This is a genomic window from Candidatus Synchoanobacter obligatus (assembly GCF_024259865.1).
Classification (GTDB): domain Bacteria; phylum Pseudomonadota; class Gammaproteobacteria; order Comchoanobacterales; family Comchoanobacteraceae; genus Synchoanobacter; species Synchoanobacter obligatus.
Genome location: NZ_JAKUDN010000002.1, coordinates 483,454 through 508,009, shown reverse-complemented (window position 1 = coordinate 508,009; position 24,556 = coordinate 483,454). Strand labels below are relative to the sequence as shown.

Here is a 24,556-nt window from a genome sequence, read left to right as displayed (position 1 = left end):
TGCAAGGCCAGTGAATCTTATTGATATTTGGGCAATCTACAACATAAATTGAATACCATTTGCCTATCCTAGTCATAATTGCTAATTTGCCTAATAACTTCAGCCATGACATTACAATGAAACATCCTTGGAAAAGCCTTATCCTCCATATTGACATGGATGCATTTTTTGCATCTGTTGAGCAAGCCCGCAACCCTGAGCTACGGAACAAAGCCGTTGTGGTACTGAGTAATAAATATAGCCAAACAGCCATTGCCGCCTCTTACCAAGCAAAAGCTTTAGGTGTGGTGGTCGGTAAACCCATACCAAATGCAACCAACTTAAGTCTTGTCATTGCAGACCATACCCACTATAGCACTGTCTCTAAAATTATTATGGATGTCCTACAAACGTTTTCACCCCACTTACAACCCTATTCAATTGATGAAGCATTTCTGGATATAAGTGGTATGGAACATATCTATCAGAACGAAATAGATATTATCCAACGCATACAAAAGCACATAAAAGATCAGGTTGGTATCACCTGCTCAATTGGGGTTGCTGAAAACACCGCTCTTGCCAAAGTCGCCTCTAAAGTGAACAAACCTAGCGGGCATTTCATCATCCCTCCTGGAACTGGCGCACAATATTTACATGATAAGCCAATCAGTATTCTCTGTGGCATTGGCAAAAAAACCCAACGTTTTCTAAATCAGTACGGGGTAATGAATTGTGGTGATATCCGAAAAATCCCCATCAGTGTCTTGTCAAACCGGTGGGGAGAAATCGGCCGCCAGATATGGCATATGTGTTTGGGAGATGGCGCCACTACCCTCAATACAAAGCCCAAGCTTCCAAAAAGCATGGGGCACTGCCGACATATTGTACCAACCCACTATAACGCCTCTGAACTCAAGAAAGCTTTCGATACACTGAACCTTAAGCTCTGTCATAGGCTTCAAGAACATCAACTGTTTTCTAAGCGAATTACCTTAGTAATATACACAAGAACACAGAAAATAAAGACGTACTTTAATATCAGTGCAGGAACCCATAACCCGGAAACAGTTGAACAAGAATATCAGCGCTATTTGCTATCACTGAGCTGGCCTTTAAATGTCATCAGGATCGGTATATATGCTACAAAACTCTGTTTGTCTCAGCAAGTAGACTGGCTAGATCAAACCTCTGATGCCAAAATGAAGGTATACCATGATATCAAGCAACGCTTTGGAAATAATGCGATCCTGCACGCGAACGAATTAAGCTTTACTGCTTAAAGCGTCGCCGAAAATGCAACGTATCAACGTCCCAGATGCCGCCTTTGTTGCATTTACAACAGGTTTTGGTACAGATACTTTGGCAGAAGCTAACAAACATGATGCCACTGAACCAAACAATGGAAACAAATGATACATTCTTGGTAAACTTGCAAAGCGGAGCATATTCACCCCAACCGAAACAGTCGATAATAAAAAGAGCGTCATGTTTGTGGCGATGACAATATTATCAACCCCAATAAACCCAATGAATTGTTGTAATAAGCTATTACTAATAAGCTTAAAGTACGTTGCATTGAAGCTTTTTGAAATACTTTCTTGATGCTCAGTTTGCTTCGATGAAAAGTATTGTAACACCCCTGCTTTATCCGCATTACTGATGTAATCGGTACTTTTCTCTCTAGACGAATTATAAAACCATAGTGAATGTCCTAAAAACGGATTAAAAGTCGCCAACTGATACGCAAAAGCTGCCCAGTTTATTCGCTTTCTTACTAGATACACAGAAGCATTCTCACCATGATAATCACCCAATATTTGCTGACCAGACGCTGGAACGGGATCAAAATCATAGTCATGCGAAATAATGTTAAAATGCACTGGAGATTGCTTATCTAACAAGGTTTTCAAAAGTGTTTCTGCTCTTTCTGCCACACGGTTATTAACCCCTGCCGATTGATACAAAGCCACATTAATGGTTTTAATTCCTGTTAGCTCTCCTTCGTTGATCCGATCAAGAAGCTCTACGGCCATCATCATGGCATATGCGCCGCCTAAACTGTGGCCACATAGGTTAATGGTCTCTTTATCACTGACCTTCTCTACTAACGCTTTAAGCAGCGTCTTTTTGTGTTTCTGAAACACACCATAACCTGGTCCATTCGCATCAAAGTCATGCTCAATAGACGTATCAAGCTTATATAGCGATGTTCCTCTAAACGCCATATTCAGAATACTGTCACTTTCTTTACTCGCTAACAACGCATACAAATCATCGGCAAGCGGTTGTTTCACAAACGGTGATGCATTCTCCCCAATATGGTATGAGGCTGTAGCTACTTTAGAACGTGCAATGTCATGCTGCGTCGTATCTGGAAATGACAACCCATAGGAGTACCTCGCCAACACTTCTAACTTATCAAGATTAAGCTCTTGAAGACTTTCACGTATTGTACTTTGGTATTTATCTTCAGTCACTGTAATTTGACTTAACTCCGCTAACGCATAAATTGCACCGCATAATAATGCCACCGAGATATTAGAGAAGCACAATAAGGTTATCATACCAATAAAGACAAAGCGTAGAATAAACTCACGGTATTTGTGAACTTTCGCCATTGTATCTGAAATACAATGACCTAAGAAGTGCATCAGATCTTTGAAGAAATGATACGAACCAGACGGAACCTGAAAAACAAAAGATTTTATACTATTAAAATATGACATAAATGATCCTTTTTAACAATATTATAGCCAAAATTGCAAAAAAGTCAAACTATGGGGGTCAAAAGGCGACTTTATTCGCCTTGTTCAACCAATTGGATGTAAGCCATTGGTGCATTATCACCGGCTCTGTGACCCGCCTTTAACACTCTGACATATCCGCCAGGGCGGTCTTTATTTCTAGGTCCAACAACATTTAAAAGCTTTTTCACTGTTTCTTTACAGTTAAGTGCTGCTTTTAGATAACGAACACTGTTAAAGTCATTAACTTTAGACTTAGTGATCAACTTCTCTACAAACGATCGCATTTCTTTTGCTTTAGGTAATGTTGTTTTGATGGTCTCATGCTCTACCAAGCTACACGTAAGATTGCGCATCAATGCTTTTCTATGAGAAGATGTGCGGTTTAACTTTCTAAATTTAATCTTGTTACTCATGTTTTACCCCTTTACCTTACTTTCATCTGGCGTTTCCCAGCCTTCAACATGTAAACCTAAAGACAAGCCTTGGTCTGCTAACATGTTTTTTATCTCTGCCAATGATTTACGACCTAAGTTTGGTGTTCTCAATAACTGAGACTCACTTCTTGTCACCAAATCACCGATGTATCTAATATTCTCGGACTTCAAGCAATTTGCAGCACGAACCGTTAACTCTAAAGTATCTACTTTCTCATAGAGCTTAGGGTTGACCGTATAACCTTGAGAATCATCAACCTGCTGAGCAACTTGTAACTCAACGAATGATGATAACTGATGCTGCAACACACTTGCAGACCATCTGATCGCATCATCTGGCGAAATAGAACCATTGGTTTCAACTTCCAAAACCAATTTATCTAGATCAGTTCTGTTTTCAACACGAGCGTCTTCGACTTTGTAAATCACACGATTAATTGGTGAGTATGATGCATCAATTTTAATGGCATTCACATCTTCATCAGAACTAGACGCGGGAACATAGCCAATCCCACGCTCAACCGTCACATACATCGTGAATGTATCTGATGAGTTTAATGTTGCAAGAACAAGATCCGGATTAAAGATGGTTGCTTTACCTTCGGTATCAATATCTCCCGCTTTAATCTGACAAGGTCCTTTCACCTCAAGCTTAAACTCTTCCGAAGAATATTCATCACCTAGTGCAACCACAACAGACTTTAGATTCAATTTTACTTGTACAAAATCATCTTGCAAACCATTCATAGTCGTGTACTCGTGCATAACCCCTTCAACTTTAAATGAAGAGATAGCACAACCTGGCATTGATGATAGCAGTGTTCTTCTTAGAGAAAAGCCAACAGTATGCCCGAAACCTCTTTCGAAAGGCTCTAGAACAATCTTTGCAGTATTATCATCGATCATGTCAATCTTGATCGTCTCTGGCTTTAACATATTATATGCATCTTGAATATTCATACTTGGACCTAATTATTTAGAATAATACACAATCACCATACCCAACATATTAGAATCAAACAAATTAATTTGATCTAATGTAGGATGAGACTTGTACACACCGGAGACTGAGTCATAATCACACTCAACCCATTCATACTGCTTATTTTCGCGGGCAAGTTGAACTGACATCTGCACCTGATCTTGCTTACGTGCAGATTCTTTAATCGCAACTTCATCACCTGGCTTGATAGCATATCCTGGCTTATTCACAACCTTACCATTCACGGTAACAAGGCCATGAGACACCATTTGACGAGTCTGACGCTTGGTAAGACCAAAGCCCATCGTAAACACCACGCTATCTAACCGAGACTCAAGAAGTTGGATAAAGTTTTCATCCGTTGCACCTGATAATTTCTTCGCTTTAGAAAAATAGTTTTCAAACTGTTTCCCTTTCACATAGTAGTAGTGACGCATAGCGTTCACTGCCTTCTGCTGGTCACCGAAGCGACTAGACCCTGGGCGTCTTTTACCAGACTGGCCAGGTTTCGTTGTGTTTTTACACTTTGTTTCATATGGACGAACACCAAACTGGTTCAAATCCATACCAACTGCTCTTGATTTTTTAGCCCTTGGGCCATGATACATTCCCATAACTTCCCCCTACTTTCTCTGACGCTTCTTCTTTTTAACACCATTATGAGCAACGCCAGTTACATCATGCAATGTTGTCACAGTCAAACCTGACACGACCAAACCACGAATAGCACCTTCACGACCTTGTCCAGCACCGTTCAGTTTAATCACAACCGTGGTCATACCTCTAGATTTAATATACTCGCCCAAGCGCTTCGCAGCAACTTCTGCGGCTTCTGACGTACCTTTCCTAGAGTTCTTAAAACCCGCAGAACCGCCAGACTCTTGACGAATCGTTTGATCCTTCTGGTTGGCACACGTAATAATCGTATTATTGGATGTTGCCTTAATATAAATTGTTCCAACACTAGACACTGTAGCACCATGCTTTCCAGCTTTCTTGCGTGTTGATGTTTTCATAACTTTTTTAGTAGAAACTGACATTATTTACTCACAAATTATTAACTATCTCTTCGTCGGCGTGCAGACTTTGCATTTGTCTTTGTGCGCTGACCTCTTACCGGCAACTTAACGGCATGTCTACGCCCCTGGTAAGAACGAATCATTTTCTTAACAGAAATGAATTTATTGACAGCTCTACGTAGTGCAGTACCAATATCCCAACCAGTTCCTGTTAACTGATGACGGATTTCTTCAACATCTTTATCGGATAAGCTTTTCACCATTCTATCTGGCGCTATATTGCTTAACTCACAAATTTCGTACGCTCTAGTTTTCCCAACACCATAAATACGTGTTAGACCAACCCAAATGTGTTGGTTTTCTGCTAAACGGCTTCCCGCTATAATGGTCATATTTTCTCCAAAATTTTAATCAGCTATGTTTACGGTCATAGATTAAACGTTTAATAACGATAAATCAACGTTTTTTATCATTTTATTACCTACCCCTGCCTCTGCTTGTGCTTCGGATTTTTCTTACATCGCACAATTAGCACCCCATGACGGCGTATTAATTGGCAAGATTTACAGATTTTTTTTACAGATGCTCTAACTTTCATACTTTTCACCTAAATAGTTGCAGGTTTTGTTTATTCCCCGTTTTACTTGGCTTATCTACTAAGTTTGCGTACTTGTCTGGTAATAAATGAGCAGATAGTTGGCTCATAAAATCCACAACAACCACAACAACAATCAATAGTGATGTGCCCCCAAAATAGAATGGAATTTGCCAGAGTCTTACAAATACTTCTGGAAGAAGTATCACAAAAGACAAATAGATAATTCCAAATAATGTAATTCTTTTAATGATTGAGTCAATATGACTTGCAGTCTGAGCACCCGGTCGTATGCCTGGCACAATCACACCGCCTCTCTTCAAGTTATCGGCAATTTCACTGGGATTAATGACCATTGCTGTGTAGAAGAAAGAGAAAAAAGCAATTGCTGATATCATGGCAATAATGTACAACGGCTGGCCTGGTGACAAAGCTCTCATCATTGCTGCAACAAATGGACTCTGTCCCGAACCATACACCATATTCAAAATTGACATTGGCATAAACACCAATGTTGTTGCAAAGATCGGTGGAATAACACCAGCCATGTTTAACTTCAGTGGAATAGAGTGCGCTGATGCTGAACGTGCTTGATGCCTTGATGGGTGCATAATCTTGATCTGTCTTTGAGCTTTCTCAAAAAATACCACTCCTGCAGTGATGGCAATGACTGCGGCGATGACTAACAGGAAAACAATGGTATTCATCTCACCAGAAGCCACCATATCATATAACTGTGACGCACCTTCCGGAAATCTTGATGAGATTCCTGCAAAAATTAACACAGAAATGCCATTACCAATGCCTCGTTCTGTAATTTGCTCCCCTAACCACAAAAGGAAAAGCGTTCCTGTTGCCAAGGTCATGGCCGTCACAATATAAAATAGGCGGCTAGGATCAATGACAACGCCCATAGAAATCATCATACGGGTCATTGGAATGGACTGGATTAAAGCAATCATTAAAGCGAATATACGAGTGTACTGGGTCATCTTGTGCTTACCACGGCCACCTTCTTTACGTAGTTGCTCAAGATGAGGAATCACATAAGACATAAATTGCATCGCAATAGATGCTGAAATGTAAGGAGAAAGGCTTAACGTAAAGACACTCATTCTTGATAAAGAACCACCAGACATCACATTAATGAATCCAAAAAGACCCGTTTTTGTCTGTGCATAGATAACAGAGAGTTTGCTGTAATCAATACCTGGAACAGGTATGTGAGAACCTACACGGAATACAAATATCGCAAATAGAACGAATAAAATACGAGATTTTACGTCGTTAAAACCTGATTTGCTTGCAACCATGTTTTGTTTCATTACTCACTCTCTGTATATTGGCCGCCAGCGCTCTCAATTTCAGCTTTAGCACCAGATGTCACTGGAATGCCTTTTACTGTATGAGCGATACTAACTTTCCCAGATGCATAAAACTTAACAAACTGCGTGCTCTTACGAATGACACCAATTTCACGTAATACTTCAATCGTTACCTCAGGATGTAACTTGGCATCAATATGGTTTAACACGCCAACTGGCAATGCTTCTCTAACAAATTGCTTTCTAGAAGAGAAACCACTCTTTGGCGTACGAAGATAAAATGGCATTTGACCACCTTCAAAACCAGGGCGTATACTTCCACCAGATCGTGACTTCTGACCTTTATAACCACGGCCACAGGTATCACCTCTAAAACCACTTGATCCTCTTCCACGACGGGATTTAGATTTATTTGACCCTTTAACAGGTGACAATTGATTTAAAAAACTCATAACTATTTACCTTTCTCTGATTCAATAACCTCTTGACCTACGACGACTGACTTACTGACAGCGCGACGGCGAGCAACTACAGAAATAGACTCCATTTCCATCAGACCTTTAATCGTTGCTTTAGCGACGTTGATAGGATTAGATGAGCGATAGCGCTTGGCCAAAATATTTTTAATCCCCAAACAATCAAACACAGCACGCATTGCACCACCTGCAATAACCCCTGTACCTATACTTGCTGGCGCCATGTATACCACAGAAGCACCGTACTTCGAACGAATCGGGTGATGAATAGTTCCCTTCTTCAAATGAATATTCACCATATTCTTTTTGGCTTCGCCTACAGCTTTTTGAACAGCTAAAGATACTTCTTTTGCCTTTCCTATACCTAAACCGATCTTAGACTTTCCATCACCGACAACCACAACCGCTGTAAAACTGAAAGTACGACCGCCTCTTTTTACCAACGACGTACGATTGATCGTAACGACTTCAGTCTTTAATTCGTAACCTTGTTCCTGCTCTCTCTTTGCCATAACTTTACCCATTTAAATTTTGATTTTTGCTGCTCTCAAACCTTCAGCAACCATTGCCACTCGACCATGATAGACATAGCCCGATCGGTCAAATGCCAAATTGTCCGTCAACTTTAACTTCTTAATCACAGCAGCAAGTGCCATACCTACTTCTTTGGCAGCCTCTTTGTTCCCTGTATAAGAAATTTTCTTCTTAACAGCAGGTGTTAATGTAGAAACACCGCCCAATACTCGACCATTCAAATTAACAACTTGGACTCTTATATGGCGGTTGCTACGTGTAATGATTATACGGTCTTTGCCCGCTAATCTTGCACGACTCTTACGCTTAACTCTATCCCGAACTCGACTTTTCAACTTACTCATATTTATTCCTCAATTAATCGCTTTTGGTTCGATAATGAACACCGCGGATACGAACGCCTTTTGCTTTATAAGCATCCGGTCTACGCTTAGAACACACTTCAGCAACAAAATCACCAAGTTTTTTCTTAGAATGTGAGCGGCAAACAATCTCTTTTTCACCTGTCATTTCAACAGCAACATCACTGACGATGTCAACGATATCATCATGAGACTTACCTAATGATAAGACCAGCTGATTTCCAGACATCTTCACACGATAACCAAGACCATGTATTTCCAAAACAGTTTCAAAAGGCTTGGCCATGCCTGTAACAAGGTTACTGATATGACGATAATCTGTTCCTAACATTGCACGACAGAACGCATCTTTTTTATCGGATTCTTTCATCGTAAACACTAATGAATCATCTTCTAATGCGACATTAACCGCGCTATGTAGCGCCCACTTTTCAGTCACTTTACCATTTGAGATACTCAGTGACTTATTCTCAACAGTGACGGTCACACTACTTGGTATTTTTATTGGTACATTTGCTAAACGAGACATATTTTCACCTATTATTCAACCACACAAACTAATTCACCACCCACACCAGCAGATTTTGCTTGGTGGGTTGTCATCATACCCTTAGAGGTAGACATCACACCATATGCAAGACCTGACTTAAATGTCGGGATCTTGTCACAGGCATGGTATACTCTTAAACCTGGACGGCTGCATACCTTTACAGACCTTAAAGATGGCCTACGGTTGATATACATTAGGCTTACAACGATGAAGTACTTATCATCACCTTGACCGTTTTCGTAGCCCTTGATACTACCCTGCTCTTTTAATACAGCAAGAACAGAAGCATTAAACTTCGTCTTTCTTACCTTCGTCTTGGACTGGCCACGCAAATAAGCATTTCTTATTCTTGTTAAGCAATCTGCTATTTCATACTGTAACATATCGTTCCCCTCTACCAACTGGCCTTTCTGAAACCAACTAACCAGCCTCGTCTCATTGCATCAAAAATGCAACAACGACACAAACCTAACTTACGATAAACACCTTTAGGGCGTCCACACTTCCAACATCGTCTTGTATTCCTACTTGGAGACTCGTCAACCTTTCGACCAGCAAGCGTAAACATGGCATGAAGCTTTTCATCAGGTGTTGACTTCAAGCACTTCACAACCCTTCTAAGATCTGCTCTTTTCTCTTGGTTCTCTTTGTGCGAAAGAAGTTTTGATAATTTCGTTGATCGTGCGATCTTACTCTTCGTTGCCATTGTCACCTCCTGACATATTTTCTTTAAATGGGAAGCCCATTCGTTTTAACAATTCAAAACCAGAAGCCGAATCACTCGCGCTGGTTGTAATACAAACATCCATTCCAGTTCGACGCTTAATCTGCTCAAACGGGATTGAACGGAACACTGAATAATCAGATAATCCAAAGGATATGTTCCCCTGACGATCAATTGATTTTTTTGTTAGGCCGTTGAATTCCCTTAACGCAGGAAGACAAATCAATAGTAAATGCTCAAGGAAGCGATACATATTATCACGTCTTAAAGTCACTTTAACGCCGATAGGCCAACCCTGCCTAATTTTAAATCCTGCTTCGGATCGCTTTACATAAGTAACAATTGGTTTCTGACCAGATATTTTCTCAATATCTGATACCGCTCTCTCTACATCCTCTTTTGATGCGTCTTGGCCCAAACCAACATTTAAAGTCACTTTCTTAATGCCTGGAACAGCCATGATGCTCTTCATACCTAAAGCTTTCATGAGCTCTGGTTTGATTGATTGATACTGTTTATCCAAATCTGTTTTCATGTTCATAACTTTCTCTCTATACTTGCTCGCCAGATGCTTTATTTACGCGAACCTTGCTACCATCAACAGTTTTAAAGCCAACCTTGATTTTCTTTTTGTGGTCTGCGTTATATAGTGCAACATTAGAATGATGAATCTTACCTTCAATCGATTTAATTTCAGCTGCAATATTGTTTTGTGGATCAGCTTTGATACACTTCTTACGCATGTTGGCGCCCGATACAATGAGATATCCATCATCTAGTACCTGTAAAATAGCACCAACGTGGCCTTTACTCTTACCGGTTACTACAATCACTTGATCACTTTTCTTTAACTTACTTGCCATGATATGCTCCTATAATACTTCTTCAGCCAAAGAGACAATCTTTGCAAACTGCTCTCTTAACTCTCTTGGAATGGGGCCAAAGATACGCGTGCCTGCTAGCTCTTTACTGGCATTCAAAATAACTGCAGCGTTATTGTCAAATCGAATAGAAGAACCATCAGGACGACCATGCTTATACTTTGATCGAACAATCACTGCAAAATGAACAGAGCCTTTCTTAATTTTGCTCGTTGGCAGTACCTCTTTAATAGACACTTTGATAATATCACCAATGCCTGCTGAATTTCTATGTGAACCACCTAGAACTTTAATACACTGGACTATCTTCGCACCACTATTATCAGCCACTTTCAGCTTTGTTTGCATCTGAATCATGAGGAGACTCCTGCCGCATGACTAATCACTTTTATCAAAGACCATGACTTGTCCTTAGATATTGGCTTAACTTCACCAATCTCAACTGTATCCCCAATCTGAAGTACATTTTCTGCATCATGTACTTTAAGCTTTTGGCTACGGTTGTAATATTTTCCAACAACTTCATGTTTTACTTTTCGAGTAACAACCACAACAGCTGTTTTATCCATCTTATTCGATGATACTACACCTGTTAACTTTTTCTGGCGAGATGACATTACTTATCCTCCTTCTTTTCTTTCTCAGTAAGAACTGTCTCAATTCGAGCAATATCCCTACGGATTTCTTTCAATCGGTGCAACATAATGTCTTCACCTTGTGATTTTTGCATTCTTAATTTCAAACGCTCCTTACGAAGGTCTCGAATTGTCTGGAGCAATTCTTTATCTGTTTTCTCTCTAAGAGCTACTGCTTTCATCATGGCTCATTTCTCGTTTTAAAAAGTTAACTCTGAACGGAAGTTTAGCTGCTGCTAGTCGAAAAGCTTCTCTTGCTAACTCTTCAGACACACCTGCCAATTCAAAAATAATCGTGCCAGGCTTTACATTAAATGCATAATGATCAACTGCACCTTTACCTTTACCTTGCCTTACTTCTAGAGGTTTCTTCGATATTGGTCTATCTGGGAATACCCTAGTGTATGACTTACCGTCTCTTTTCAAATATCTTGTCATTGCACGCCGTGCAGACTCAATTTGTCTTGCATTTAATCTAGAGCGACCTGCTGACTGCATTCCAAAATCTCCGAACACAACTGCAGACTTACGAGCAGATCCTTTGGACCTACCTTTTCGCATCTTGTTAAATTTTGTATTTTTTGGTGGCTGTAACATGCCTCACTCCAATCTTATGACAAACTCTCAATATCAAATACATCGCCTTTATAGACCCATATCTTAACGCCGATCACACCATAGGTGGTATGAGCTTCCGCCAAAGCATAATCAATATCTGCTCTAAAGGTATGTAGAGGAACGCGACCTTCTTTATAAGTCTCGCTTCTCGCTATTTCAGCACCGGACAAACGCCCACTAACTGTAACTTTTATCCCCAGCGCACCCGCTCTCATTGCTGATTGGATGGCACGCTTAACAGCTTTCCTGAATAATACCCTTTTTTCTAGCTGCAATGCAACTGATTCTGCTAACAAATTTGCAGATAGGTCAGGCTTTTTCACTTCACGGATACTTAAATGAACATTGGTTTTAAGGATGTTTTTGCATTTACCCTTGATAACTTCAGCATCTGCGCCTTTTTTACCAATGATCGCACCAGGCTTAGCACAATATACGATCACATGTGCTTCACTTGCTGTTCTTTCAATAACCACTTTCTCAATGCCTGGATACTTATCATGTATCATTGTACGAACCAATATGTCTGCCTTTGTACGCTCAACATACTCCTTTTTATTATTCGTACAACCAATTGATAATGGAAGCTTAGATATATAAATTCTATTTGCGATTGGACTCGTTTTCTGACCCATACTACTTACTCTCCACCTTTTCTGCTAGCTCTACTGTGACATGAATAGAACGCTTTAATATACGTGCTGATCTACCCTTTGCACGAGCTCTCCAACGCTTTAATGTTGGCCCTTTGTTAACCAAGACTGTTGATACATACATTTCATCTGAGTCTAAACCTAGATTATTTTCTGCATTAGCAACGGCTGAACGTAACACCTTCAGCACAATCTTTGCAGTTTTTTGATTCATAAACTGCAACTGCGTTAACACAACAGGAACTGACTTTCCTCGAACAATTTTAGCCACCAACTGGGCTTTCTTGACCGACGATCTTTGATTTTTTATTTCTGCTCTTACTACCACAAATAACTCCCCACTTAAGATTTCTTATCGCTGTGTCTAGGTGGCTTACGCGTCGCAGCAAACTCTCCTAACTTATGACCAATCATCTCCATGATCACAAATACACGAATAAACTCTTTACCATTATGGACATCGAACGTTAAACCTTCCATCATAGGTAAAATAGTACTGGATCTAGACCAAGTTTTAATCACTCCCTTAGACTGACCTTCAACTTGTGCTAGTACTTTTTTAAACAAACTAGGATCAATATATGGCCCTTTACGTAATGATCTTGCCATGATTAGCTACCCCTCTTTTCTTTCGCCTTTCTACGTGAGCGAACAATAAACTTATCTGTACGCTTGTTAGACCTTGTTTTATAACCTTTGGTCTTCCAACCCCATGGCGAACATGGATGACGACCACCAGATGTACGGCCTTCACCACCACCCATTGGGTGGTCTACTGGGTTCATCGCAACACCACGAACTGTAGAGCGAATACCAATCCAACGCTTTGCACCAGCTTTACCAAACTTCTTCAATGAATGTTCTGAATTAGACACTTCACCGATTGTTGCACGGCATGACAAATGAATCTTTCTTGTTTCACCGGAACGCAAACGAACAATCGCATACCCTGACTCTTTACCAAGCAGAGAAACATAAGAACCTGCACTACGTGCAATCTGTCCACCTTTTCCTGGACGCATTTCAACATTGTGAATGACGGTTCCAACTGGAATAGATTCCAAAGGCATGTGGTTACCCGCTGTAATCTGAGCTTGAGCACCTGACATTACCTCATCACCTGCTCGCATTCCTTTGGCAGCAATGATATATGACCATTCACCATCGGCATAGCAAACCAAGGCAATATGTGCAGAACGGTGAGGATCGTACTCAATACGATGCACTTTAGCTGCAATATTATCTTTAGCCGTTCTTTTGAAGTCAATCAAACGAAGCTGTGATCTGTGGTTACGAGAAGAACGGTGACGAACTGTAATCCGACCTTCTGAGTTTCTTCCACCTTGACTGATACCTTTCTTAGAAGTCAGCAAGCTTTTCTTTGGCTTACCTTTATAAAGATGAGGATGCTTTGCAGCTTGAGTTCCTCTCTGACCCGGGGTTGTCGGCTTTTTAACCTGAATATATGTTGTCGTTGCTGTCATAATTAGCTCTCCTGACTGGTCAAGTTAAGTTCTTGGCCGCTTTCAAGCGTCACATACGCAATCTTGAAAGCTTTGGTGCTTCCATTACGTCGGGCTTTAAACTTGCCTCTTCTATTTACAATGTTACAAGCTTTTACTTTAACACCGTAGGTTTCTGAAATAAGCCGCTTAATAAGCGTTTTCGTTGCATCTTTTCTAACTTTAAAGACGTACTGATTATGAGCAGAACAACGAGATGTTTTTTCTGTAATACGCTGGGCTTCTAATATATCAAATTGACTTGATTGAATCATGACAACCACTCCTCTATCTGTTTGAGTGCTTCCCGAGTGATCAATAACTCACTCGCATGCTTTAATGACAATGGGTCTAAACTTCTGACATCAGTTAACATGTACTCATACAAGTTAGAAGATGCAAGATACATAGACTCACTTAAATCGCCAACGATGATCAAACCTGTCCAGTTATTTGGCTTACCTGCTTTCACAAAGTCCAAACCAGTCATCAACTGCTTGAAGCTTTTGGTCTTCGCTTCAGTCACGTTGAGCTCTGATACAAGTTTAATGCGGCCTTCTCTCATGTGATCTGACAACATGACACGAATCGCTTGACGATATTCTTTTTTATTGATTTTGTATTTACTACGGTAATCAATTGATGTTTTAGCAAATGTAACACCACCTTTTCTCCATATCGGGCTGGCTTTTGTTCCCGCACGAGCACGTCCTAAACCTTTCTGCTGCCATGGCTTCTTACCACTAAATGCAACATCAGAACGACTCTTATTTGCAGAAGTTGTGATACGTTTCTTCGTATAGATAGTGATCACTTTCCAGACAACTGTTGGATTGGTATCAACACCAAAAACACTTGGTGAAAAATCTACTGATGACTTTTTGTTATCCTGCATGGCTACTTTCATGATTGGCTCCTATTCTTCTTCAGCGCTTCTTTCAGCAGTACATAACCGCCCTTAGGACCTGGAATCGCACCCTTAACAATAACAAGCTTGTTTTCATGATCGATTTCCATCACACGAAGCGACTGAATGGTTTTTCTTTCATTACCCAAACGTCTCGCCATTTTCTTACCAGGGAATACTCGACCTGGATCCTGACACTGACCAGAAGAACCTGGCTTTCTGTGTGCCAATGAGACACCGTGGGTAGCACGCTGTCCTGCAAAATTATGCGCTTTCATAACCCCAGCAAAACCTTTACCCTTACTATAAGCAACTGCATCAACATGAGTCCACTCGCTCATTGTCTCTAAAGTTAGCTCCGAACCAAGATCATACTGTGAAAGATCCTCAACACGGCATTCATATAATTTACGCTTTGGCTCAACACTGGCTTTAGCATAGTGCTGACTCAAAGGTTTGGTTGGCTTCTTCTTTTTAGGACCGGCTGAAAGCTGAACAGCAGTATAGCCGTCAACTTCTGCTGTCTTATGACTGACCACATGCTGGTCATCAGCATGAGATAAAAGCGTTACTGCATGTGCTTGACCTTTATCATCAAACACTGTGGTCATTCCAATTTTTTTAGCTATTACTGCTATCGTCATCTCTAATACCTACTTAACTTCATCTACTCTAATTTCAACATGAACCCCTGCTGCCAAGTTTAAACGCATCAATGCATCTACTGTTGCAGGATCAGGTTGTATAATATCCATCAAACGACTGTGAGTACGAATCTCATACTGATCTCTCGCATGCTTATTCACATGCGGAGAAACCAGAATGGTAATACGCTCTTTACGAGTCGGCATAGGAATTGGGCCATGTATCTTCGCCCCGGTCTTTTTAGCCGTTTCAACAATCTCTTTTGTTGCCTTATCAATTAGACGATAATCATGCGCCTTAAGCTTAATCCTGATTATCGAGCTTTTATTCTTAACAGCCATATCAACCTCTCAATACTTACTTATTCAACTACTTTAGATATTACACCAGAACCAACCGTTCTACCACCTTCACGAATTGCAAAACGTAGACCGTCTTCCATTGCAATCGGCGCAATCAGCTCAACCGTAATAGTGATATTATCACCTGGCATGACCATCTCAACACCTTCTGGCAGCTCAACAGCACCTGTCACATCAGTTGTTCTGAAGTAAAACTGAGGTCTATAACCTTTGAAGAATGGCGTATGACGACCACCTTCTTTACTGCTCAAGATATACACTTCAGCAACAAACTTGGTATGAGGTGTAATAGAACCTGGGGTTGCAATAACCTGACCACGCTCAATATCTTCACGCTTTAGCCCTCTTAAGAGAACACCTACGTTATCACCAGCCTGACCTTGCTTTAATTCCTTACGGAACATTTCAACACCAGTACAGGTTGTCTTCTGAGTGTCACGAATACCAATGATTTCTACTTCATCACCGACCTTCAAGATTCCTTGCTCGATACGACCTGTTGCAACAGAACCACGACCTGAAATGGTCATCACGTTCTCAATTGGCACCAATACTGGCTTATCCAAATCACGCACTGGATCAGAAATAAACGTATCCAAAGCCTCAACCAGCTTATCAATAGCTCCAGCACCAAGATCACCTGCTTCACCTTCAACAGCTTTCAGTGCTGAACCGCGAATAACAGGCGCGTTATCACCATCAAAGCCATGTTGGCCCAATAGATCTCTAACATCCATCTCAACCAGCTCTAGCAGCTCTTCATCATCGACCATGTCACACTTGTTCATGAATACTACGATCTGAGGAACACCAACCTGACGTGCAAGCAAAATATGCTCTTTTGTTTGAGGCATTGGACCATCGTTTGCTGATACAACAAGGATAGCACCATCCATTTGGGCAGCACCCGTGATCATATTCTTTACGTAATCTTTGTGCCCTGGGCAATCAACGTGTGCATAGTGCCTGTTTTCTGACTCGTACTCCACGTGAGCAGTATTAATTGTAATACCACGCGCAGACTCTTCAGGTGCTCTGTCAATATCTTTAACAGATATACCGCCTTCTGCACCTTTTTGACGAACCAACGCCGCCGTTAATGTTGTCTTACCATGATCAACGTGACCAATAGTTCCGACATTCACGTGTACCTTTGCCATTATGCTACTCCACTATATTTTACACATCAAATTTATACTTAACTCAATAACACATCTTTTTTAACATGTTAACCCGATTAAATCAAGGCATAATTACGAATAATTAATGACTTTCACCCTTGATTACCGCTTCAGCAATGCTCGCAGGAACTTCACCATATCTCTTAGGATCGACATTTGGTACCGCTCTACCCTTCGTCATAGAACGAAGCTGTGTCACATAACCAAATAATTCAGACAAAGGAACCTCTGCCTTCACAATCTTTCCAGCATGCCCATCTTCCATACCAAGAATGATACCTCGACGCCTATTCAAGTCGCCAACAACATCACCTACGCTTTCTTCAGGCGTCACCACCTCAACTTGCATAATTGGCTCTAGAAGGAACGGATCTGCATTTTTGACTGCCTCACGGAAGCACTGTGATCCCGCAATTTTAAATGCAATCTCACTTGAATCTACTTCGTGGAACGATCCATCATAAACAGTGACCTTGACATCTTGTACAGGATATCCTGCCAGTACGCCATTTGCCGCCTGCTCTTTAACCCCTTTATCAATTGCTGGGATATACTCTCTAGGAATCACGCCACCCACAATTTCATTATGGAATTCATAACCATCGCCTTCAGACATTGGCTCAACACGCAACCAAACGTGACCGTATTGTCCACGACCACCACTTTGTTTAATGTATTTGGCTTCTTGCTCAACACTCTTTCTAATACCTTCACGATACGCAACGTGCGGTTTACCAACAGCAGCTTCAACACTAAATTCTGTTCTTAGGCGATCAACAATCACTTCTAAGTGTAGTTCCCCCATACCCATGATAATGGTTTGACCCGAATCAGGATCTGTCTTAATCTGGAAAGATGGATCTTCAACGGTTAAGCGACCCAAAGCAATCGATAGCTTCTCTTGGTCTGCTTTCGTTTTAGGCTCAATCGCAACAGAGATAACAGGCTCTGGAATATGCATGGATTCAAGTGATATAGGCTTGTCTTGATCACACAAGGTATGACCTGTCGTCACATTCTTCATGCCGACTGCAGCAATAATTTCACCCGCCTTAGCTTCAGTGATATCAATTCTTTGGTCAGACTGCATCAATAATAGTCGACCAACACGCTCTTTCTTACCTTTGGCAATATTATATACTGAACTTCCCGCCTTCAGCGTACCAGAATATACACGAATATAGGTCAATGTACCCACAAATGGGTCGGTAACGATCTTAAATGCTAAGGCAGACAATGGCTGACTTGGGTCCGCTGAACGTGTGATCTCATTTTCAGCCTCATCCACACCCTTAACATCTGGCACATCCTTAGGACTTGGCAAGTAGTCAATAACCGCATCCAAAACTGGCTGAACACCTTTATTTTTAAACGCTGATCCACAAAAGATTGGAATGATTTCATTCGCAACCGTACGGGCACGAATACCTTCTTTAATTTGCTCATCAGAAAGATCATTGGTTGCAAAATAGGCATCCATTAAAGCATCACTGCCTTCTGCAGCAGCCTCAACCAACGCTGCACGCTTCTCTTCAGCAATCGCTTTCAGCGCGTCAGGAATCTCTTTCTCTTCCCATGTCAGGCCATTATCACTTTCATTCCAAATGATGGCTCTCATCTTAACGATGTCTACAACACCTTCAAAATAATCCTCTTTACCAATCGGTAAGTTCATAATAACTGGAGTTGCCTTCAAGCGGTTTTCCACCTGACCAACGACATTAAAGAAGTCTGCACCAGATCTATCCATTTTATTGATGAAACCAACCCTTGGAACACCATATCGATCTGCCTGACGCCATACTGTCTCAGACTGTGGCTCAACACCACCCACTGCACAAAACACAACAACCGCGCCGTCTAGCACACGAAGTGAGCGCTCTACCTCAACCGTAAAATCTACGTGACCAGGTGTATCAATAATATTGATTCTATGATCAGACCAATAACAGGTCACTGCCGCTGACTGAATGGTGATACCACGCTTTCGCTCAGCATCCATTGTATCCATAACCGTTGTGCCAGAATCAACGCTTCCCAACTTACGGGTATGCCCCGCATAGTACAGAATACGCTCTGTCGTGGTTGTCTTACCGGCATCAACGTGAGCTGAAATACCGATATTCCTTGTCATTTCAATATTTACGTTCTTAATACTCACACTTTACCCCTTGATCCTTCGTCTCTATCCTTAGTTGACTGCTCTCTTCTTGCAAGATTGGCATTTGCCCTATTTGCACTCGCCATTTTATCTTGAGTTTCTTTCTTGCTCAATGCACTACTTTTACCTTCTAGCGTATCCAGCATTTCACGAGACAACTTGGCTGAAATTGGCTGACCTTCTTTACGATTACGCGCAGAATCTACCAACCATCTGAGTGCCAATGTCCTACCACGCTCACGGTTTACCATGATAGGGACCTGATAGTTAGCACCACCAACACGTCGACTCTTTACTTCAACACGCGGTGTTACAGATTCTATGACTTTCTCAAGTAGCAAAACCTCTTTTTCACGAACATCGTTATGCTCTGGAAGATCGACATTTTTGGCTTTCTCAGCCATGATATTCATTGCTTTATACACTTCGCGTCTAGCAATAGATGCCTTACCATCTTTCATTAGTGCTCTAATTAGCTTAGACACACTCTCAGAGTTATCATATCTCGTATCAACGATCTTTTTCCTTCTTGCACTATTCTTTAATGCTGCACTTTTACCTCTAGACATACTCTACCACCTATTCTTTACCTTTAGGACGCTTTGTACCATACTTAGAGCGACCCTGTTTACGACCTTGGACACCTGTTGCGTCCAACTTACCACGAACAACTGTATATCCGACACCTGGTAGATCTTTTCTACGACCACCCGCAACCAAAACAACGGAGTGCTCTTTCAAGTCATGATCAATACCTGGAATATAAGCTGTTATTTCCATACCATTACTCAACAATACACGACAAACTTTACGGTTTGCTGAGTTTGGTTTCTTAGGCTTTACAACCTTTACATTCAAACAGACACCACGTCTCTGCGGCGAACCTGTCAATGCAGGTACTTTTGTTTTAATTTGTGGCCTCTTTCGTGGCTTTCTTACTAACTGGTTTGTCGTTGGCATAATATCACCCTAATTACTAACTAATAACGATGGAGTATTCTATGTGATTTACATTGAATCTGTCAAGCAAGATTTCAAAAATCATACATTTACTCCGTCTCTTTTTCTTAATCACTGCTATTGTCCTCAGAAGATGCTGAAGGTTCTTCTGACTCCTCTACCAATGATGTTGTGAATAACTGGTCAAGATTGAACCCAGCACTCTCATGTTTCACTTCTTTCTTAAAGCCTGTACCTGCTGGGATCAAACGTCCAACAATTACATTCTCTTTCAAGCCCTTCAACTCATCACTCTTACCTTGAACCGCACTGTCTGTTAAGATTCTAGTTGTTTCCTGGAAAGAAGCAGCAGAAATCCAAGACTCTGTTGACAAAGATGCTTTCGTAATTCCTAACAGAACACGCTCATACTTTGGCTTCAGACCTTCACCAGACAAGCGATCTTCTTCCTCTGTCACCTGTTTATAAGTAACAATATCTCCTCTCATAAACGCTGAATCACCACCATTGGTAATCATAACTTTACGCAACATTTGTTTGGTAATAACTTCAATGTGCTTGTCGTTGATGGTCACACCCTGAAGTCGATAAACATCCTGAACTTCATTAATAATGTAGTTCGCAAATGCGCCAACCCCAAGGAGTCGGAGAATCGCATGTGGATCACTTGCACCATCTACAACCACATCACCTTTCTCAACAGTTTCACCTTCAAATACTGTGATTGAACGCCACTTTGGAATTAACTCTTCACAGCGCTCATCAGAATCCATATCCGTGATGATCAAACGTCTCTTATCTTTTGTTTCTTTACCGAAGCTTACCAACCCTGAAATCTCAGCATGAATCGCTGCATCTTTTGGCTTTCTTGCTTCAAACAAATCTGCAACACGCGGTAGACCACCTGCAATATCCGTTGTTTTAAAGCTTTCTTTTGGAATTCTTGCCACAACATCACCGACCTCAATCTTAGCACCATCTTCTAAAGATGTAATTGCGCCAGAGCCAAGGAAGTAGTTTGCTGGCAACTTGGTTCCAGGAATCATCACAACTTCACCCTTCTTGTCGACAATACCAATCATTGGGCGCTGCTCACGGCTCATTTTACTATCACTTGGTAGAACAACAATGTTTGACAAACCTGTCATCTCATCTACCTGACGCGTAATCGTTGCACCTTCAACCATATCATGCAAACGGATATAACCCGCTACTTCAGAAACAATTGGATGCGTATATGGATCCCACTCAGCCATGACTTGACCAGACTCAACGCGGTCACCTTCTTTAAAGAGAATCTTAGCACCATATACAATTGGATACTTCTCAAGTTCACGGTTGGTTTTCTCATCCACCAAGCTAATGCTTCCAGAACGCGATACTGCGATCAACTTACCTTCAGCATTCTCAATGATTTTAACATTATGAATACGCAACACACCTGTACCACGCGCTTCGATATTATTCTCAGCTGCAGCACGAGACGCTGCACCACCAATGTGGAACGTTCTCATCGTTAGCTGCGTACCTGGCTCACCAATTGATTGTGCTGCAATAATTCCAATCGCTTCACCTTTATTCACCAGATTTCCTCTAGCAAGATCACGACCATAACAATATGCACACACACCATTGACCGTTTCACAAGTGATCACAGAACGTACAAATACACGCTCTATACCTGCGGCCTCTAGCTTATCTGCTTCATCTTCATTGATTAAGGCATTACGCTTCATTAGAAGATTGCCCTCTGAGTCCATAATGTCGTCTCTAACAACACGACCTAGGACACGATCTCGTAGTGATTCGATAATTTCACCACCCTCAATCAAGGACTCGACTTCAACGCCGCCCAATGTCCCACAATCCTTCTCAGTGACAACAAGATCATGTGCAACATCCACCAAACGTCTGGTTAGATAACCTGAGTTTGCTGTCTTTAATGCTGTATCCGCTAGCCCCTTTCTTGCTGAGTGTGTTGTAATAAAGTATTGCAATACATCCAAACCTTCTTTAAAGTTTGCCTTTACTGGTGTTTCAATAATACTACCATCTGGTCGTGTCATTGGACCACGCATACCCGCTAACTGTCGTAGCTGAGCAACCGATCCCCTCGCACCAGAGTCTGCCATCATGTAAACTGGATTTGATGATGCCTGCTCATGCTTCACACCATCTTTGTCTTCAACCGTTTCAACGGACATACTCGCCATCATTGCGTCTGCTACTTTATCACGAGCATCTGACCAGATATCAATCACTTTGTTTGAACACTCACCACGTGTAATAAGACCCGTATTGAACTGCTTGTAAACATCCTCTACCTGTTTTGCACTATCATCCAAAATTTGCCCTTTTTCAGCAGGAATCTCAATATCATCAATACCAATTGATGCACCGGATCGCGTTGCAAATTCAAAGCCTAGATACATGATTTGATCAACAAAAACAACAGTATCTTTTGTTCCACACACACGATAGCATTCTTGTACCAACTGAGAGACATCTTTCTTTTTAAGCAACTTATTCACAGAAGCAAAAGATAACTTCTTAGGCAGTACTTTAGATAGAATCACCCGTCCTGGCGTTGTTTCATAGATCTTAGCTTCGCCATTCTCACTCATACGAACCTTAATCTTCGCATGCAAGGATACATAGCCTTGATCATATGCACGTTTTAACTCATCAGTATTCGAGAACTCCATGCCTTCGCCCTTCTCTGCAATATGCATACGGGTTAAGTAATACAGTCCCAAAACAATATCCAATTGTGGATCAACCACTGGATTACCATTTGCTGGTGATAAGATATTATTGGTTGACATCATCAAACATCTTGCTTCAAGCTGCGCTTCATACGTCAATGGCAAGTGGACTGACATTGTATCACCATCAAAGTCAGCATTAAACGATGCACACGCCAATGGGTGCAATTGAATGGCTTTACCTTCAACAAGTTTTGGTTCAAACGCTTGAATACCCAATCTATGTAGTGTTGGCGCCCTATTCAGTAGAATTGGATGCTCATGAATCGCATGCTCTAACACATCCCATACGACAGCCTCTTCTTTTTCTACCATTTTCTTAGCAGCCTTAATAGTGCTAGCAAGCCCCAAACGCTGAAGGCGTCCATAAACAAATGGCTTAAATAGCTCAAGAGCCATCTTCTTAGGAATTCCACACTGGTGTAGCTTTAAGGTAGGACCTACCACAATCACAGAACGTGCTGAATAATCAACGCGCTTACCCAATAGATTTTGTCTAAATCGACCACGCTTACCAGTTAACCCTTTTGTAAACGAGTGATACTCACGCTTATTGGTCCCGGTAACAGGCTTGCCACGTCGACCGTTATCAAACAACGCATCAACCGCTTCTTGCAACATACGTTTTTCATTATTGACAATAATGCCAGGCGCACCAATCTCTAACAATCTCTTCAAACGATTGTTTCTATTAATAACACGACGGTAAAGATCATTCAAATCTGATGTTGCAAACCGACCACCTGGTAATGGTACCAAAGGACGCAAATCAGGAGGCAACACTGGCAATACCGTCATCACCATATTTTCTGGCTTGTTATCAGAGTTCTTAAAAGCCTCAAGCATTTGCAGACGCTTTAACATTTTTTTCAACTTGGCATCAGATGATGTTGATGGAACTGCTTCTTTAATAATTGCAATTTCTTCATCAATGTCTGTCGTTTCTAACATTTTACGAATGGCTTCACCACCCATTTTAGCATCAAAGTCATCACCATAATTAAGCACACACTCATGATACTCTTCTTCAGATAACAATTGACCTCGCTCAAGATCTGTCATCCCACCGTCAATCACAATATAGGACTCAAAGTATAACACCCGCTCTACTTCTTTACGTTTTAAATCCAACAACCAACTAATACGAGATGGTAATGACTTCAAGAACCAGATATGTGCAATTGGGGTTGCAAGATCAATATGCCCCATTCTCTCACGACGAACTTTACTATAAGTAACTTCTACGCCACATTTCTCACAAACAACACCGCGGTGCTTGAGACGTTTGTACTTACCACACTGACACTCCCAGTCTTTAATCGGACCAAAGATCTCCGCACATAGCAAACCGCCACGAACTGGACCAAGTGTTCTGTAGTTCACAGTTTCAGAGTTACGCACTTCACCACGAGAACGTGCTTTAATTTCTTCAGGCGATAAAATTGACAAGGATACAGACTTTAGCTGCTGTGGGTCCTTATCTTCTAAATGCGACGGCACAGTAGAAAACAAATCTCTTTTCTTACTTGTTGTTGAAAATGGTTTGAATTGCATCA

General features: G+C 41.2%; 34 protein-coding genes. 1 reads left to right on the top strand and 33 read right to left on the bottom strand.

The window, feature by feature from the left end:
• The first annotated feature begins 116 nt into the window (after window positions 1-116).
• The gene (locus MKS91_RS04355) at window positions 117-1,262 is read left to right on the top strand and encodes a DNA polymerase Y family protein (protein ID WP_258569618.1); all 1,146 of its coding nucleotides are present in this window, start codon (window positions 117-119) and stop codon (window positions 1,260-1,262) included.
• Here the strand turns inward: MKS91_RS04355 and MKS91_RS04350 are convergent.
• The 33 genes from MKS91_RS04350 to rpoC all read right to left on the bottom strand — a co-directional run bounded on the left by MKS91_RS04350 (window position 1,245) and on the right by rpoC (window position 24,554).
• Window positions 1,245-2,708, bottom strand: coding sequence for a lipase family protein (locus MKS91_RS04350; RefSeq protein WP_258569617.1), 1,464 nt, complete (start codon window positions 2,706-2,708; stop codon window positions 1,245-1,247). The two genes, MKS91_RS04355 and MKS91_RS04350, sit on opposite strands and share 18 nt — an antisense overlap.
• Before the next feature lie 71 nt (window positions 2,709-2,779).
• Window positions 2,780-3,142, bottom strand: coding sequence for a 50S ribosomal protein L17 (gene rplQ, locus MKS91_RS04345; protein WP_258569616.1), 363 nt, complete (start codon window positions 3,140-3,142; stop codon window positions 2,780-2,782).
• 3 nt (window positions 3,143-3,145) lie between these two features.
• Window positions 3,146-4,123, bottom strand: a complete 978-nt coding sequence (locus MKS91_RS04340; RefSeq protein WP_258569615.1) for a DNA-directed RNA polymerase subunit alpha — start codon at window positions 4,121-4,123, stop codon at window positions 3,146-3,148.
• Window positions 4,124-4,135: 12 nt separating this feature from the next.
• Window positions 4,136-4,759 (bottom strand): 30S ribosomal protein S4, encoded by a 624-nt coding sequence (gene rpsD / locus MKS91_RS04335; RefSeq protein ID WP_258569614.1) that lies wholly within the window; start codon window positions 4,757-4,759, stop codon window positions 4,136-4,138.
• A 9-nt stretch (window positions 4,760-4,768) separates the two neighbouring features.
• Window positions 4,769-5,161, bottom strand: a complete 393-nt coding sequence (rpsK, locus tag MKS91_RS04330) for a 30S ribosomal protein S11 (protein ID WP_258569613.1) — start codon at window positions 5,159-5,161, stop codon at window positions 4,769-4,771.
• Window positions 5,162-5,202: 41 nt separating this feature from the next.
• Window positions 5,203-5,556: a ribosomal protein uS13 gene (locus tag MKS91_RS04325; protein ID WP_258569612.1), complete on the bottom strand. Its 354-nt coding sequence runs from the start codon at window positions 5,554-5,556 to the stop codon at window positions 5,203-5,205.
• Window positions 5,557-5,645: 89 nt separating this feature from the next.
• A complete protein-coding gene (gene rpmJ, locus MKS91_RS04320; RefSeq protein WP_258569611.1) occupies window positions 5,646-5,762 on the bottom strand; it encodes a 50S ribosomal protein L36 in 117 nt (38 codons plus the stop codon).
• Between the two features lie 5 nt (window positions 5,763-5,767).
• Window positions 5,768-7,084 carry a preprotein translocase subunit SecY gene (gene secY / locus MKS91_RS04315; protein ID WP_258569610.1) on the bottom strand — a complete coding sequence of 439 codons (1,317 nt, stop codon included), beginning with the start codon at window positions 7,082-7,084 and terminating at the stop codon, window positions 5,768-5,770.
• Window positions 7,084-7,536: a 50S ribosomal protein L15 gene (gene rplO / locus MKS91_RS04310; RefSeq protein WP_258569609.1), complete on the bottom strand. Its 453-nt coding sequence runs from the start codon at window positions 7,534-7,536 to the stop codon at window positions 7,084-7,086. Before rplO ends, secY begins: the two co-directional genes overlap by 1 nt.
• A gap of 2 nt (window positions 7,537-7,538) precedes the next feature.
• On the bottom strand, window positions 7,539-8,072 hold the full coding sequence (gene rpsE / locus MKS91_RS04305; protein ID WP_258569608.1) for a 30S ribosomal protein S5: 534 nt from the start codon (window positions 8,070-8,072) through the stop codon (window positions 7,539-7,541).
• 12 nt (window positions 8,073-8,084) lie between these two features.
• Complete coding sequence (locus tag MKS91_RS04300) at window positions 8,085-8,438, bottom strand: 50S ribosomal protein L18 (protein WP_258569607.1); 354 nt, start codon at window positions 8,436-8,438, stop codon at window positions 8,085-8,087.
• Window positions 8,439-8,451: 13 nt separating this feature from the next.
• Entirely contained in the window at window positions 8,452-8,985 is a 534-nt protein-coding gene (locus MKS91_RS04295) for a 50S ribosomal protein L6 (protein ID WP_258569606.1), read from the bottom strand.
• 11 nt (window positions 8,986-8,996) lie between these two features.
• Window positions 8,997-9,389 carry a 30S ribosomal protein S8 gene (rpsH, locus tag MKS91_RS04290; protein WP_258569605.1) on the bottom strand — a complete coding sequence of 131 codons (393 nt, stop codon included), beginning with the start codon at window positions 9,387-9,389 and terminating at the stop codon, window positions 8,997-8,999.
• Between the two features lie 11 nt (window positions 9,390-9,400).
• Window positions 9,401-9,712 carry an uS14 family ribosomal protein gene (locus tag MKS91_RS04285; protein ID WP_258569604.1) on the bottom strand — a complete coding sequence of 104 codons (312 nt, stop codon included), beginning with the start codon at window positions 9,710-9,712 and terminating at the stop codon, window positions 9,401-9,403.
• Window positions 9,696-10,271 carry a 50S ribosomal protein L5 gene (gene rplE / locus MKS91_RS04280; protein ID WP_258569603.1) on the bottom strand — a complete coding sequence of 192 codons (576 nt, stop codon included), beginning with the start codon at window positions 10,269-10,271 and terminating at the stop codon, window positions 9,696-9,698. Before rplE ends, MKS91_RS04285 begins: the two co-directional genes overlap by 17 nt.
• Before the next feature lie 10 nt (window positions 10,272-10,281).
• A complete protein-coding gene (gene rplX / locus MKS91_RS04275; protein ID WP_258569602.1) occupies window positions 10,282-10,593 on the bottom strand; it encodes a 50S ribosomal protein L24 in 312 nt (103 codons plus the stop codon).
• A gap of 9 nt (window positions 10,594-10,602) precedes the next feature.
• On the bottom strand, window positions 10,603-10,968 hold the full coding sequence (gene rplN / locus MKS91_RS04270) for a 50S ribosomal protein L14 (RefSeq protein WP_258569601.1): 366 nt from the start codon (window positions 10,966-10,968) through the stop codon (window positions 10,603-10,605).
• Window positions 10,965-11,228: a 30S ribosomal protein S17 gene (gene rpsQ / locus MKS91_RS04265; protein WP_258569600.1), complete on the bottom strand. Its 264-nt coding sequence runs from the start codon at window positions 11,226-11,228 to the stop codon at window positions 10,965-10,967. Before rpsQ ends, rplN begins: the two co-directional genes overlap by 4 nt.
• Entirely contained in the window at window positions 11,228-11,428 is a 201-nt protein-coding gene (rpmC, locus tag MKS91_RS04260; protein ID WP_272880579.1) for a 50S ribosomal protein L29, read from the bottom strand. The genes rpsQ and rpmC overlap by 1 nt, the downstream gene beginning before the upstream one ends.
• The gene (gene rplP / locus MKS91_RS04255) at window positions 11,409-11,843 is read right to left on the bottom strand and encodes a 50S ribosomal protein L16 (RefSeq protein WP_258569598.1); all 435 of its coding nucleotides are present in this window, start codon (window positions 11,841-11,843) and stop codon (window positions 11,409-11,411) included. The genes rpmC and rplP overlap by 20 nt, the downstream gene beginning before the upstream one ends.
• A 14-nt stretch (window positions 11,844-11,857) precedes the next feature.
• Entirely contained in the window at window positions 11,858-12,499 is a 642-nt protein-coding gene (rpsC, locus tag MKS91_RS04250) for a 30S ribosomal protein S3 (protein WP_258569597.1), read from the bottom strand.
• 1 nt (window position 12,500) lies between these two features.
• Window positions 12,501-12,845 carry a 50S ribosomal protein L22 gene (gene rplV, locus MKS91_RS04245; RefSeq protein WP_258569596.1) on the bottom strand — a complete coding sequence of 115 codons (345 nt, stop codon included), beginning with the start codon at window positions 12,843-12,845 and terminating at the stop codon, window positions 12,501-12,503.
• A gap of 14 nt (window positions 12,846-12,859) precedes the next feature.
• A complete protein-coding gene (gene rpsS / locus MKS91_RS04240) occupies window positions 12,860-13,126 on the bottom strand; it encodes a 30S ribosomal protein S19 (protein WP_258569595.1) in 267 nt (88 codons plus the stop codon).
• A 2-nt stretch (window positions 13,127-13,128) separates the two neighbouring features.
• The gene (gene rplB / locus MKS91_RS04235; protein ID WP_258569594.1) at window positions 13,129-14,001 is read right to left on the bottom strand and encodes a 50S ribosomal protein L2; all 873 of its coding nucleotides are present in this window, start codon (window positions 13,999-14,001) and stop codon (window positions 13,129-13,131) included.
• Window positions 14,002-14,003: 2 nt separating this feature from the next.
• Window positions 14,004-14,294: an uL23 family ribosomal protein gene (locus MKS91_RS04230; protein ID WP_258569593.1), complete on the bottom strand. Its 291-nt coding sequence runs from the start codon at window positions 14,292-14,294 to the stop codon at window positions 14,004-14,006.
• Window positions 14,291-14,926 (bottom strand): 50S ribosomal protein L4, encoded by a 636-nt coding sequence (rplD, locus tag MKS91_RS04225; protein ID WP_258569592.1) that lies wholly within the window; start codon window positions 14,924-14,926, stop codon window positions 14,291-14,293. The genes MKS91_RS04230 and rplD overlap by 4 nt, the downstream gene beginning before the upstream one ends.
• Window positions 14,923-15,570, bottom strand: coding sequence for a 50S ribosomal protein L3 (gene rplC, locus MKS91_RS04220; RefSeq protein ID WP_258569591.1), 648 nt, complete (start codon window positions 15,568-15,570; stop codon window positions 14,923-14,925). Before rplC ends, rplD begins: the two co-directional genes overlap by 4 nt.
• A gap of 9 nt (window positions 15,571-15,579) precedes the next feature.
• Window positions 15,580-15,912, bottom strand: coding sequence for a 30S ribosomal protein S10 (gene rpsJ, locus MKS91_RS04215; protein WP_258569590.1), 333 nt, complete (start codon window positions 15,910-15,912; stop codon window positions 15,580-15,582).
• Between the two features lie 20 nt (window positions 15,913-15,932).
• Window positions 15,933-17,093 (bottom strand): elongation factor Tu, encoded by a 1,161-nt coding sequence (tuf, locus tag MKS91_RS04210; protein ID WP_258569589.1) that lies wholly within the window; start codon window positions 17,091-17,093, stop codon window positions 15,933-15,935.
• 103 nt (window positions 17,094-17,196) lie between these two features.
• Entirely contained in the window at window positions 17,197-19,248 is a 2,052-nt protein-coding gene (fusA, locus tag MKS91_RS04205) for an elongation factor G (protein WP_425248425.1), read from the bottom strand.
• Window positions 19,249-19,271: 23 nt separating this feature from the next.
• On the bottom strand, window positions 19,272-19,844 hold the full coding sequence (locus tag MKS91_RS04200) for a small ribosomal subunit protein uS7 (protein WP_258569587.1): 573 nt from the start codon (window positions 19,842-19,844) through the stop codon (window positions 19,272-19,274).
• A gap of 10 nt (window positions 19,845-19,854) precedes the next feature.
• Window positions 19,855-20,235: a 30S ribosomal protein S12 gene (rpsL, locus tag MKS91_RS04195; RefSeq protein WP_258569586.1), complete on the bottom strand. Its 381-nt coding sequence runs from the start codon at window positions 20,233-20,235 to the stop codon at window positions 19,855-19,857.
• A gap of 107 nt (window positions 20,236-20,342) precedes the next feature.
• Window positions 20,343-24,554, bottom strand: coding sequence for a DNA-directed RNA polymerase subunit beta' (gene rpoC, locus MKS91_RS04190; protein ID WP_258569585.1), 4,212 nt, complete (start codon window positions 24,552-24,554; stop codon window positions 20,343-20,345).
• Between the last annotated feature and the right edge of the window lie 2 nt (window positions 24,555-24,556).